Below are 12411 nucleotides of genomic sequence, written 5' to 3'. Positions count from 1 at the left end.
ACCTTCACCCCACCATCGCCGCGCGCCCCTCCAGCGGGAGCCTCAGCCGCGCCCGGCACCCACGTCCCTCCGGACGGTTCTCCAGGCGCAGCGTGCCACCGTGCGCCTCGGCAATCTGCTGACTCAGCGCCAGGCCGATGCCGCTGCCCTGCGGCTTCGTCGTGAAGAACGGCACGAACAGGTTCCCCGTGTCCGCCAGCCCCGGGCCCTCATCCTCCACCCAGACCTCCACCGCCCCCGGCGACAACACCGCCCACGACACCCAGACGTCGCCACCGCGCGGCTCCGCCAGCACCGCGTCCACCGCGTTGCGCACCAGGTTGATGAGCAACTGCTCCAGCTGGTCCGAGTCCCCCCGCACCACCAACGACGGCCCCGTCCGCACCGCCACGGGCTTGCGGTGCTCCAGCGCCGCCACGCGCCGCACCCACCCATCCACCTCCACGCCTCGCAACACCGGCGGCGGCAGCCTGGCCAGCCGCGCATACGCGGACATGAACCGCGCCAGCGCCTCCGAGCGCCTCGCCACGATTCCCAGTCCGCTCTTCGCGTCGTCCTCCCAATCCGACGGCCTGGGCTCCATCACCAGCGTGTCCCGCAGCGCCTCCGCGATGGACTGGATGGGCGCCAGCGAGTTGTTGATTTCATGGCTCAACACACGTACCAGCCGGCGCCACGCCTCGCGCTCCTGCTCGCGCAACGCCAGTCGCAAATCGGCAATCACCACCAGGTGATGCGGCAACCCGCCCTGACGGAACGCCCCGCGCCGCAGCTCGTACGGCCCGCCCTCCTCCGCGAAGGTGCGCGACAGCCTGCGCGGCGCCGGGCCCTCCAGCAGGTCCGCCAGCCCCACCGAGCCCGCGCCCTTCCCCATCAGCTGCGAGCGCGGCTGGCCCAACAGCTTCTCACCCGCCCGGTTCACCAGCCGCAGCGTCCCCGCCACGTCGAACGCCAGCACCGTGACGTCAATCTCCTCCATCACCTGCTCGAGCAACGCCCCCGCCTCCAGCGCACCCAGTCGCTGCTCGCGCAAGGTGTCGCCCAGCGCATTCACCTCCAGCAGCACCTCGCCCAGCGCGTCGCCCGCCCGAGCCCCACGCCCGCGCGTCGAGTAGTCCCCCTCGCGCAGCGCGGCCAACAGGTTCGCCACCGCGTGCAGCGGCCGCATCACCCGCTCGCGCACCAGGAGCCCCACGCCCAGGAAGATGCCCACCACCAGCGTGGTGAGCGTCCAGCGGACCTTCGACGAGAAGTCTCCCGTCCACACCAGCGCGAGCGACGCCACCCCGCCCGGCAGTCCCGCCAGCCACGTCAGGGCCAGCACCTGCAGGTCATGTGGCCAGGGCCCGCGCTCGCGCCTCACCTTGCTCCCTTGATGCCGTAGTACTGGAGCCGACGGTACAGCGCGCTGCGTGACAGGCCCAGCCCCTTCGCCGCCTCGCTCACGTTGCCCTCATGCCGCGCCAGCGCCCGCTCGATGAGGTAGCGCTCCACCTCCTCCAGCGTCATCTCCTCCAGCCGCGACAACCCCTCACGCCCCGCCCGGCGCAGCAGCAAATCCTCCGCCGTCACCTCGTTGCCCACCGCCATCAACAGCGAGCGCTCCACCGCGTGCTCCAGCTCGCGCACGTTGCCCGGCCACGGATAGGACAAGAGCGCCTCCAGCGCCCCTGCCGACATCCGCACGTCATGGCGCCCGTAGCGCTTGCCGTGCTCGGCCAGGAAGTGCGCCGCCAGCAGCGGGATGTCCTCGCGCCGCTCCCGCAGGGCCGGCAGCGGCACCTCCACCGTGTTGAGGCGGTACAGCAGGTCCTCGCGGAAGCGGCCCTCGGCCACCGCCTTGGGCAGGTCCACGTTCGTCGCGCTCACCACGCGCACGTCCACCCGCCGCGTCTTCGACGAGCCCACCGGGTGCAGCTCCCCCGTCTGCAGCACGCGCAACAGCTTCGCCTGCTGCGACAGCGGCATGTTCCCGATTTCGTCCAGGAACAGCGTGCCGCCGTCCGCCAGCTCGAAGCAGCCGATGCGGTCCGTCTTCGCGTCCGTGAAGGCGCCCTTCACGTGGCCGAACAGCTCGCTCTCGAAGACCCCCTCCGACAGGCCGCCGGAGTTCACCGCCACGAAGGCCCGGTCCGCGCGCGTGGAGGACGCGTGCAGCAGCCTGGCCACCACCTCCTTCCCCGTGCCGTGCTCACCCGTCACCAGCACGTTGGCGGCCGACGGGGCCACGCGCTCAATCATGCGGCGCACCGGCATCATCGCGCGCGACTCGGAGACCAGGTTCGGCAGCCCGCCCTGTCCCCGGCGCAGGTGCTGGTTCTCCTCCTCCAGCCGGCGGCTGCGCTTGAGCGCGCGGCTCAGCTCCAGCTGCGTGCGCAGCGTGGCGAGCAGCCGCGTGTTGTCCCACGGCTTCTGCACGTAGTCGCGCGCGCCGCCGCGCATGGCCTCCACCGCGCCCTCCACGCTGCTCCACGCCGTCATCACCACCACCGGCAGCGACGCGTCCTGCGCGCGGATGCGGCCGAGCAGGTCCATGCCCTCCTTGCCGGACGTGGTGTCGCGCGCGTAGTTCAGGTCCATCAGGACCAGGTCCACGTCCTCGGCCTCCAGCGTGGCGAGCGCTCCCGCGGGCGACTGCGCGGTGACGACGGTGTGTCCGTCACGCTTGAGCAGCAGGCGCAGGGCCTCCAGCACGTCGGCCTGGTCGTCCGCGATGAGGATGCGCGAGGGCCTCGCGGCGGCCACCAGGGCCGGCGACGCAGGGACGGGGGTGGGAACGGAAACGGAGAGTGATTCGGACACGGAGGTCATCCAGGAGAAAGAGAGTGCCAGAAAGGAAGGGACTCAGCCGCGACGAAGCACCGATGCGGGGTCCACGCTCGCCGCCCTGCGAGCCGGAAGCCAGCTCGCCAGCCAGGCGGTACCCAGGAGCAACAGCGCCACGCCCGCCAACACCGGAACATCCAGCGCGCCCATGCCATACAGCAGCCCTTCCATGATGCGATGGGCCGCCAGCGCGCCCAGCAGGCCCAGGCCCAACCCCAGCCCCACCCGCCGCAGCGCCTGCCCCACCACCAGCCACAGCACGTCCACGCCGCGCGCGCCCAGCGCCAGCCGCACCCCCATCTCGTGCGAGCGCTGCGCCACCGAGTACGACATCACGCCGTAGATGCCCACCGCCGCGAGCACCAGCGCCAGCACGCCGAAGGCCCCCAGCAGCACCGCCCGGAAGCGCGGCTGTCCCAAGTCCATCGCCAGCCGCTCCTCCAGCGTGCTCGCGCGCGCCAGCGCCACCGAGGAGTCCACCGCGCGCAGCTCCTCGCGCACCACCGACTCCAGCGTCCTCGGGTCCAGGCCCGGCGCCGCCCGCACCGCGAGCTGCCCGTCCGTCGTCGGCTCCTGCGCCATGGGGACGTACGCGGTGGGCTCGTGCCCCGTCTCCACCCCCGCGTACGCCACGTCCGCCACCACGCCCACCACCGTCGTCCACAGCGGGTTGCCCTGCTCGTCGTCACCTCCGAAGGAGATGCGGCGGCCAATCGGGTCCTGGTCCGGGAAGACCTCGCGCGCGAAGCGCTCGCTCACCACCGCGACCCGGGGCGCCTTCGCTCCGTCCGCCTCCGTCAGGAGCCGCCCCGCCCGCAGCGGCACGCGCAGCGCCTCCAGGAAGCCCGGCGTGGCGGCGTTGATGAGCGCGTCGGGACGCACGGGTGGATCCTCGGAGCCCTCCTTCCAGTAACCCGAGCGCGAGATGGAGCCCCCCGCCGGAAGGCTCTCGCCCACGCCCACGCCAGCGACCTCCGGACGCGCGGAGAGCCGCGCCGTCAGCTCCCGATGGAAGGCCTCCGTCCGCTCCGGCGTGTCATAGCGGCCCTGCGGCAGCGCCAGCCGGGCCACGAAGACGCCCGCCGGGTCCAGGCCCGGGTCGGACTGGTACATCCGCCAGAAGCTCTTGAGCATCAACCCCGCCGAGGTGACGAGCATCAGCGCGAGCGCCACCTCCGCCACCACCAGCGCCGCGTGCGCGCGCCCGCGGGACGTCTCCGTCGCTCCGCGCCCCAGCACCGTCGCCGGCGACAGCTGCGTGCGCTGGAGCGCCGGCACCAGCCCCACGCCCACGCCCGTGGTCAGCGTCACCGCCAGCGCGAAGACGAGCACGCGGCCATGCACCACCACCTCGCCCGAGCGGGGCAGCTTGTCGGCGCCCAGCGCCATCAACACATCGGTGATCCACAGCGCCAGCAGCACGCCGCCCACCCCGCCCATCAGCGCCAGCAGCACGCTCTCCGTGAGGAGCTGACGCATCAGCCGGCCACGCCCGGCGCCCAGCGCCACGCGGATGCCCATCTCCCGCTGCCGCGCCGCCGCCCGCGCGAGCTGCAGGTGCGCCACGTTGGCCGCCGCCAGCAGCAGCACCAGGGACACCGCGCCCAGCAGCACCCACAGCAGCAGGCTGACGCCCTGGGTGAGGTGCTCGTCGTAGCGGACCACCCGCAACCCCAGGGTGGTGTCGTCCCGCGCGAGCAGCTCCTCGCGCAGGCCCTCCAGCTCGTGCCGGGCCGACTCGAGCGTCGCGCCCTGGGCCAGCCTCGCCGCGACGGCGAAGGAGCGGAAGCCCCGCTGCGTGCGCTCATCCGACGTGGCCGCGCCCGGCAGGCTGTCGAAGGGCACCCAGACCTCGGTGGTGAGGGAGGGCGCGTCGAAGGACGGCGGCATCACCCCAATCACCGTATAGGGCTGACCGCCCAGCGTCAGCGTGCGGCCCAGCACGCCCGCGCCGCCGCCCTCCTTCAGCCAGCGCGCGTACGAGATGACGGTCAGCGGCGCGGCGCGCTCCTCGGGCGCGAAGGTCCTGCCCAGCATCGGCTTCGTACCGAAGGCCCCGAAGAAGTCCCCCACCACCACCGCGCCGCGCAGCTGCTCGGCGTCACCCTGGCCGGTGAGGTTCATCAGCCGCTGGCCGTACGCGGTCATCGAGCGCAGCTGCGTGGAGCGCCGCGCGACGTCCTCGTAGTTGGGCAGACTGTAGCGCGCCAGGGACTTCCCGGGCCGCGCGTTGGACAGCACCACCAGTCGCTCCGGCTCCGGGAACGACAGGGGGCGCAGCAGCACCGCGTCCACGACGCTGAACAGCGCCGTCGTCACGCCGATGCCCAGCATCAACACCAGCACCGCCGCCACCGTGAAGACGGGCGACTGGCGCATCGTCCGCAGGGCGTACTTCACGTCCATCGACAGGTCGCTCAGCATGGCGTTCCTCGCGAAACTCTCAGGGCTTCTGGAGCCAGCCGTCGGCGAGCTGGATGATGCGGTGGCCGTAGGCCGCGTTGGCCTCCGAGTGCGTCACCTGGATGATGGTGGTGCCCTGCTGGTTGAGCGTCTGGAACACCTCCATGATGTGCTTCGCCTGCGCCGAGTGGAGGTTGCCCGTGGGCTCGTCCGCCAACAGGACCTTGGGCGTGGCGATGAGCGCGCGGGCGATGCCCACCAGCTGCTGCTGACCGCCGGAGAGCTGCGAGGGGAACAGGTCCTTCTTCCCCACCAGCTGGAAGCGGTCGAGCATGTCGCCCACCAGCGCCTCGCGCTCGCCGCGCTTGAGGTTGCGGTAGGACAGCGGCACCTCCAGGTTCTCGGCCACCGTGAGGTTGTCGAGCAGGTGGTACTGCTGGAACACGAAGCCGATGGTGCGGCGGGACAGCTCCCCGCGCTCCTTGGGCTTCATCGCGTGCACGGCCTGACCGTCCAGGGCGTACTCGCCCTTCCACTCGGCGTCGAGCATGCCCAGCACGGACAACAGCGTGGACTTGCCCGCGCCGGAGGGGCCCATCAGCGTGACGAACTCGCCGGCCTGGATGTCCAAATCGATGTTGCGCAGCACCCAGGTGCGGCCGCCCGCCAGGGGATAGGACTTCTCGACCTGGCGCAGGGAGATGAGGGGAGAGGACATGGTGCGTGCTTCTTTCGTGCTCACTCGGAGCGCAAGGAGATGATGGGGTCCACGCGCGTGGCCCGGCGCGCCGGCAGCCACGTCGCCGCCAGCGCCACCGCGCCCAGCAGCGCCGCGACCCCCGCGAAGGTCCACGCGTCGTACGCGGCCACGCCGTACAGCAGCGAGCGCAAGAGGTGCGCGAGGCCCAGCGACAACCCCAGGCCCAGCACCACCCCCAGCCCCGCGAGGCTCAGGCCCTGGCGCAGCACCAGCCACAGCACGTCCGAGCGCGCCGCGCCCAGCGCCATGCGGATGCCCAGCTCCCGCGTGCGCTGCGCCACCGAGTAGCCGATGACGCCCGCGAGGCCCAGCGCCGCCAAGAGCAGCGCGGTGCCGCCGAACAGGCCCATGAGCAGCGCCGACAGTCGCCGCGCGCCGATGGACTCGTCCACCAGCCGCGTCAGCGGCGCCACGCCGAACAGCGGCACGTCCGCGTCCACCTGGCGCAGCTCGGCGGCGATGCCCGCGCGCAGCGCCTCCGGGGCCCCGGCCTTCGTCCGCACGGCGAGCGCCAGGTGCGAGCCGCCCAGCTGCGGCAGCGAGTAATACGCCATGGGCACCACCGGCTTGTCCAAGGCCCACTCGCGCGCGTCCTCGACGATGCCCACCACCGTGGCCCACTCGGCCTTCGGGTACCTCAACTTCAGCCGCTGCCCCAGCGCGTTGCCCTGGGGCCAGTACGCGTCCGCGAAGGTCTTGTTGATGACCACCGCCCACGCCGTGCCCGGGACGTCCGTCGCCTCGAGCAGCCGCCCCTCGCGCAGCCGCATGCCCAGCGTGGAGAGGTAGTCCGGGCTCACGGTGCGCAGCTGAACCGCGGGCCACACCTCGTCGGGGCCCTTCGTGCGCCCGTCGATGTCGAAGCCGAACGTCACCGAGCGGCCCAGGGGCAGCAGGTTGGTGAGCCCCGCGGACTCCACGCCGGGCAGGGCCTGGAGGCGCGTCAGGAGCTCGCGCTGGAAGGCGCCCTGCTGCTCCGTCGTCGCGTAGCGGTTCTCCGGCAGCGTCAGCCGCGCGGTGAGCACGCCCTCGGGCCGGAAGCCGGGGTCCACCGACAGCAGCGCCAGCAGGCTCCGGCCGAACAACCCCGCGCCCACCAGCAGCACCAGCGCGAAGGCCACCTGCCCCACCACCAACCCGGAGCGCAGCTTCCCGGAGCGCCCGCCCGCCGTGCCGCGCGAGCCCTCGCGCATCGCCGCGTTCAGGTCCGCGCGGCTCGCCTGCAGCGCCGGCACCAGCCCGAACACCAGTCCCGACAACAGGCTCACCCCACCGGTGAACAGCACCGAGCGCACCTCCAGCCGCACCTCGGCCGCGCGCGGCAACGCGTCACCCACGAAGGCGAGCAGCACGTCCGTCCCCCACAGCGCGAAGAGCACCCCCAGCGCCCCGCCCAGGAGCGACAGCAGCAGGCTCTCGGTGAGGAACTGCGCCACCAGGCGCGCGCGGTTCGCGCCCAGCGCCGCGCGGATGGACACCTCGCGCTCGCGCGCCGCGGCTCGGGCCAGCAGCAGGTTCGCCACGCTGCCGCACGCCACCAGCAGCACGAAGCCCACCGCGCCCAGCAAGAGCCACAGCGTCCCGCGCACCTCGCCCACCACCTCGTCCTCCAGCGACTTCAGGGCGATGGTGCGCTGGCCCTGCGCGTACTTCGGATGCTCCTGGGCGAGCTGCCGCGACACCCGCTCCAGGTCCTCGCGCGCCGCCTCCAGCGTCACGCCGGGCTTCAGCCGGGCCATGACCTCCAGGAACCGCGTGTCGCGCTTGTCCTCGGACGCCAGCTCCGCCGAGGGCGCGAAGGGCTTGTACAGCTGCGAGCCCGCCGGGAACGCCACCCCGTGCGGCAGCACGCCGATGACGGTGTACGGCTCTCCGTTCAGCTGGAGCGTGCGTCCCAGCACGCTCGGGTCCTCGGAGAAGTGCGCGCGCCACGTCTGGTGCGTGAGCACCACCACCCGGTCATTGCCCTGCGTCTGTTCCGCCTCGGTGAAGTTGCGGCCCAGCATGGGCGCCACGCCGAGCGTGGGCAGGAAGGAGGCGGTGGCCTCCACCATCACCAGCGATTGCGGCGTGTCCACGCCCGTCAGCGTCACGCTGTCATCCGTGTACGCCGCCACCGAGGAGAAGACGACGGGCAGCCTCGCGGCGTCCTGGTACTCCGCCACCGAGGACGTCAGCCCCTTGCGCCCCGCGCGGGCGAAGTCGTTCGACACGTCCATCAGCCGGTCCGGCGCCGCGAAGGGCGGCGGCACCAGCAGCACGCCGTTCACCACGCTGAAGACCGCGCTGTTCGCGCCGATGCCCAGCGCCAGCGCCAGCACCGCCACCAGCGTGAAGCCGGGGCTCTTGCGCAGCGAGCGCAGCGCCAGGCGGACATCCTGTAGAAGGTTTTCCATGCGTGGGGGAGTCCGCGTGTCGAAGGGGACGACGGACGGTCAGCGGCGCTGCTCGTCCTGCACGATGCGGCCGTCGAAGAGGCTCACCGTGCGCGTGGCGGTGCGCGCGTGCGCGGGGTCGTGCGTCACCATGCAGATGGTGGCGCCCGCCTTGTGCAGCTCGGAGAGCAGCTGCATCACCGCCTCGCCGTTCTTCGAGTCGAGGTTGCCCGTGGGCTCGTCGGCCAGCAGGATGAGCGGGTCTCCCGCCACCGCGCGCGCCACGGCGACGCGCTGCTGCTGACCACCGGAGAGCTGCCCTGGCATGTGCCGCGCGCGGTGCGCCATGCCCACCTTCTCCAGCGCGCGCTCCACCCGCTGCTTGCGCTCGGCGGCGGGCATGCCCCGGTACGTCAGGGGCAGCTCCACGTTCTCGAACACCGTCAAATCGCCGATGAGGTTGAAGCTCTGGAAGATGAAGCCGATGTGCCGGTTGCGCACCAGCGCGCGGTCCGTGGCGGACAAGTCCAGCACGCTCTTGCCGTCCAGCAGGTACGTGCCGCGCGTCGTCGTGTCGAGCAACCCCAGCACCGCCAGCAGCGTCGACTTGCCCGAGCCCGACGGGCCGACGATGGCCACCCACTCACCCTGGCGGATGTTGAGGTGGATGTTGGAGAGCGCGTGCGTCTCCACCTCCTCCGTCTCGAACACCTTCGTCAGCCCCTCCAGCGTGATGAGGGCCTTGCTCGGGTCCGCCTTGGGTCCACCGGAGAGCACCGCCGCGTCCTCGGAAGCGGGGGTCTCCACACTGCTCGTCGTCGTCGTCATCGCAATCTCACCCGCTCCACCGCGTCCCACGCGGCCATGTCCGAAAGCACCACCTGGTCACCTTCCGCGAGGCCCTGGAGCACCTCCACGGCATTCACCGAGCCCCGGCCCAGCTGCACCGGCACCCGCACGGCCTCGTCGCTTCCCGGCATCAAACGGAAGAGCGACATCGTCCCGTTGGGCTGCGCGCCCGCCGGGCGCCCCACCGACAGCACGTTGGCCAGCCGCTCCAGCTCCACCGTGCCCTCCACCGTGAGGTCCGGCCGCGCGCCCCGGGGCAGCTGGGCCGGCAGGGACACCTCCACCCGCACCGTGCCCTGGCTGGCCGCCGGCGCCACGCGCGCCACCGTGCCCTCGACGACGCCGTTGCGCGTGTCCACCAGCGCCTTCTGGCCCTGGACGATGTCGCGCGCCTGCGTCTCGGCGATTCTCAGCTCCGCCTTGAGCCGCTCGGGCTTCACCACCTTCGCCAGCAGCACGCCCGGCGTCACCCACTGGCCCAGCTCCAACGGCAGCTCCTGCAGCACGCCATCCTCCCCGGCGACCACCTTCATCGAGTCCACCTGGGTACGACGGAAGCGCGCGACCGCTTTCAATCGCTCCACCTGTCCGGCATGCGCGGCCAGCTGGTCCTTCATGCTCGCGGCGACCACGGTCAGCTTCTTGCGCTCCAACTCCAGCCGGCGCGTCAGCTCGCCCGCCTTCTCCCCCTGCTGCCGCGCCTCGAGCGCGGGGATGAGGTCCTTCTGGGCCAGCGCCGTGTTCGCCGACGCCCGGCGCGCGGCGTCCGAGGACTCCGCGGTGAGCGTCTCCACCGTCGCCTCCTGCGCCAGCCGCTGCGTCTCCAGCGTCATCCGCATCTGGATGTACTCGGCCTCCGCGCTCGCCAGCTGCCGCTCGGCCTCCAGCATCTGCAGCTGCACGTCCGGGTTGGACAGCTCCATCAGGAGCGTGTCCGCCTTCACCTCGGCGCCGGGCCGCACGTGGATGCGCTCCACGCGCCCCGCCGTGTCCGCCGTCAGCCAGCGGATGTACTCGGGCACCAGCGTGCCCGCGCCCTTCACCTGGCGCACCATGGGGCCGCGCTTCACCGTGTCCAACCACACCGAGGCCCGGTCCACCGACGGCGCCGCGGGGCGCAGCCGGCCCAGCCCCACCGTGACGAGGATGAGGGCGAGCGCGCCTCCGATGGCGAAGACCCAGGGCTTGCGGCGAGGCTTCTTGGCTTTGGGAATGTCCACGCCAGGCCCTAGAGCGAGCCGCGTGCCAACACCTCCTCGCGCACCAACCCCACAGAATCGTTGGAGGCAGGGCCTCCCTCGCCCCAGGCCGTGCCCGCTTCCGCGAAGTGATGTCCCAGAAGCGAACAACCGCGCGACCCGGATGCGCGTGCGGTCCGGCCCGGCAAACACTCCCCGTCTCCCGGGTGAGGTCAGCGTCGACTAGAATTGCAGACTATGCAGTTAATACCATTCTAGAGCGTCAAAATTGACTCACAGCTTGTTCCCAGACGAAGCCACGGCAGTAGGCTGCGGTGCGAATGACTTCGTCCCTGCTCGAGGCCTTCCTGGACCACGCCCACGGCGCGCCAGCACGGCCGCTGCTCACGTTCGAGCGTGAGTCGACCTCCTACGGAGCGCTGGCCGCGCGCGTCGCGGCGCTCGCCCGGGGACTTCGCCAGCGCGGCCTGCAACCGGGCGAGCGCGTGGCGCTCTTCCTGGAGAACAGCCCGAGCTTCATCGTCGCCTACCTGGGCGTGCAGTACGCGGGGGGCGTGGTGGTGCTGGTGAACACGGCGTATCGCCAGGTGGAGCTGGCCCACATCCTGGCGGACGCGGAGGTGCACACGTGTGTCACCGGCGCGGCGGGCGTGGCGGAGCTGGCGCCGCTGCGCGAGCAGCTGCCCACGCTGCAGTGGCTGGTGACGGTGGAGGCGCCCACGGTGACGCCGCCCGCGTCGCTGGAGGTCATCGACTTCGACACGCTCGTCACCGAGGGCAGCCAGTCCACGCTGGCGCTGGCGCTGCCGCGGCCCGAGGACCTGGCGGTGCTGGGCTACACGTCCGGCACCACGGGGCGCTCCAAGGGCGCCATGCTGCTGCACAGGAACCTGCTGGCCAACGTCAAGGCCGTCACCGAGGCGTGGCGGTGGACGGCGGCGGACCGGCTGCTGCACACCCTGCCGTTGTTCCACACGCACGGCTTGATGGTGGGCCTGCACGGCACGCTGTACACGGGCGCGAGCCTGGAGCTGCACCGGCGCTTCGTGGCCACCGACGCGCTGGCGACGTTGCGCGATGACACGTCGCTGACGATGTTCTTTGGTGTGCCCACCATGTATGGACGATTGCTGGAGGAGTCGCGACGCACGGGCGTGAAGCCCCGGAAGCTGAGGCTGTGGGTCTCCGGCTCCGCGCCCCTGAGCCCCCAGCTGTTCCATGACATCGAGCACGACTTCGGCGCGCGCATCCTCGAGCGCTACGGCATGACGGAAACCATCATGAACACCACCAACCCGTACGACGGCGAGCGCCGCCCCGGCACGGTGGGCTTCCCCTTCCCCGGCCAGGAGGCCCGCGTGGTGGACGTGCGCACCCGCCGCCCGCTGCCCCAGGGCGAGACGGGGGAAATCGAGGTCCGCGGCCCCCACGTCTTCGCCGGCTACTGGCGGCGTCCGGACGCGACGAGCGAGTCGTTCGACTCGGAGGGGTGGTTCCACACCGGGGATTTGGGCGAGCTCGACGCGGACGGCTACCTGCGCATCACCGGGCGGGCGCGCGAGCTCATCATCTGCGGGGGCTTCAACGTGTACCCGCGCGAGGTGGAGGAGGTGCTCGCCACCCACCCGGGCGTGGCCGAGGTGGCGGTGCTGGGCCTGCCGGACGCGGACTACGGCGAGCAGGTGGTCGCCGTGGTGGTGCCCCCGCCGGGCGTGCACGCCCCGGAGGCCCAGGCGCTGGTGGAGTGGTGCAAGGACCGGCTGGCCAGCTTCAAGAAGCCCCGCCGCGTCGTCTTCATGGACTCCCTGCCGCGAAACGCGCTGGGCAAGGTGCAGAAACACCTGCTGCGAGCGCGCCTGCGGTGAGCCACCTCGAGCGCAATATTCCGAACACACCTCACGCAAATGCGTGGCTTGCGCCGGACTTTCCCCTAGCTTTGCGCCCAGGGGCGCGCGGGTGGAATGACGTCTGGCGAGATGCGGCCCATGAGCGCGCCGAG

Annotated in this window: 8 protein-coding genes; 1 reads left to right on the top strand and 7 read right to left on the bottom strand. The window is 71.9% G+C overall.

The window, feature by feature from the left end; translation table 11 throughout:
- Window positions 1-4: 4 nt before the first annotated feature.
- The 7 genes from VZQ01_RS21875 to VZQ01_RS21845 are packed head-to-tail and all read right to left on the bottom strand — an operon-like array spanning window position 5 to window position 10433.
- A complete protein-coding gene (locus VZQ01_RS21875; protein ID WP_426748902.1) occupies window positions 5-1363 on the bottom strand; it encodes a sensor histidine kinase in 1359 nt (452 codons plus the stop codon).
- The gene (locus tag VZQ01_RS21870) at window positions 1360-2811 is read right to left on the bottom strand and encodes a sigma-54-dependent transcriptional regulator (protein ID WP_223750399.1); all 1452 of its coding nucleotides are present in this window, start codon (window positions 2809-2811) and stop codon (window positions 1360-1362) included. The genes VZQ01_RS21875 and VZQ01_RS21870 overlap by 4 nt, the downstream gene beginning before the upstream one ends.
- A 33-nt stretch (window positions 2812-2844) precedes the next feature.
- A complete protein-coding gene (locus tag VZQ01_RS21865; RefSeq protein ID WP_223783827.1) occupies window positions 2845-5250 on the bottom strand; it encodes an ABC transporter permease in 2406 nt (801 codons plus the stop codon).
- 19 nt (window positions 5251-5269) lie between these two features.
- The gene (locus tag VZQ01_RS21860) at window positions 5270-5947 is read right to left on the bottom strand and encodes an ABC transporter ATP-binding protein (RefSeq protein WP_426748901.1); all 678 of its coding nucleotides are present in this window, start codon (window positions 5945-5947) and stop codon (window positions 5270-5272) included.
- A gap of 20 nt (window positions 5948-5967) precedes the next feature.
- Complete coding sequence (locus VZQ01_RS21855) at window positions 5968-8385, bottom strand: ABC transporter permease (RefSeq protein ID WP_426748900.1); 2418 nt, start codon at window positions 8383-8385, stop codon at window positions 5968-5970.
- A gap of 39 nt (window positions 8386-8424) precedes the next feature.
- A complete protein-coding gene (locus tag VZQ01_RS21850; protein ID WP_223750403.1) occupies window positions 8425-9192 on the bottom strand; it encodes an ABC transporter ATP-binding protein in 768 nt (255 codons plus the stop codon).
- Window positions 9189-10433, bottom strand: a complete 1245-nt coding sequence (locus tag VZQ01_RS21845) for an efflux RND transporter periplasmic adaptor subunit (RefSeq protein ID WP_426748899.1) — start codon at window positions 10431-10433, stop codon at window positions 9189-9191. The genes VZQ01_RS21850 and VZQ01_RS21845 overlap by 4 nt, the downstream gene beginning before the upstream one ends.
- Before the next feature lie 299 nt (window positions 10434-10732).
- On the opposite strand from VZQ01_RS21845, the gene VZQ01_RS21840 reads away from it, so the two are divergent.
- A complete protein-coding gene (locus VZQ01_RS21840; protein ID WP_426748898.1) occupies window positions 10733-12277 on the top strand; it encodes an AMP-binding protein in 1545 nt (514 codons plus the stop codon).
- Window positions 12278-12411 lie beyond the last annotated feature (134 nt).

This window comes from Myxococcus faecalis (genome assembly GCF_050039385.1).
In the GTDB taxonomy this organism is placed as follows: Bacteria; Myxococcota; Myxococcia; order Myxococcales; family Myxococcaceae; genus Myxococcus; species Myxococcus fulvus.
The sequence above is the reverse complement of the archived record's forward strand: the minus strand, read 5'-3'. Positions and strand labels throughout refer to the sequence as shown.

Bases quoted from the DNA above. Each gene is read 5' to 3' on its own strand.
- VZQ01_RS21870 (WP_223750399.1), bottom strand. From the start codon at position 2,811: ATGACCTCCGTGTCCGAATCACTCTCCGTTTCCGTTCCCACCCCCGTC.
- VZQ01_RS21865 (WP_223783827.1), bottom strand. From the start codon at position 5,250: ATGCTGAGCGACCTGTCGATGGACGTGAAGTACGCCCTGCGGACGATG.
- VZQ01_RS21860 (WP_426748901.1), bottom strand. From the start codon at position 5,947: ATGTCCTCTCCCCTCATCTCCCTGCGCCAGGTCGAGAAGTCCTATCCC.
- VZQ01_RS21855 (WP_426748900.1), bottom strand. From the start codon at position 8,385: ATGGAAAACCTTCTACAGGATGTCCGCCTGGCGCTGCGCTCGCTGCGC.
- VZQ01_RS21850 (WP_223750403.1), bottom strand. From the start codon at position 9,192: ATGACGACGACGACGAGCAGTGTGGAGACCCCCGCTTCCGAGGACGCG.
- VZQ01_RS21840 (WP_426748898.1), top strand. From the start codon at position 10,733: ATGACTTCGTCCCTGCTCGAGGCCTTCCTGGACCACGCCCACGGCGCG.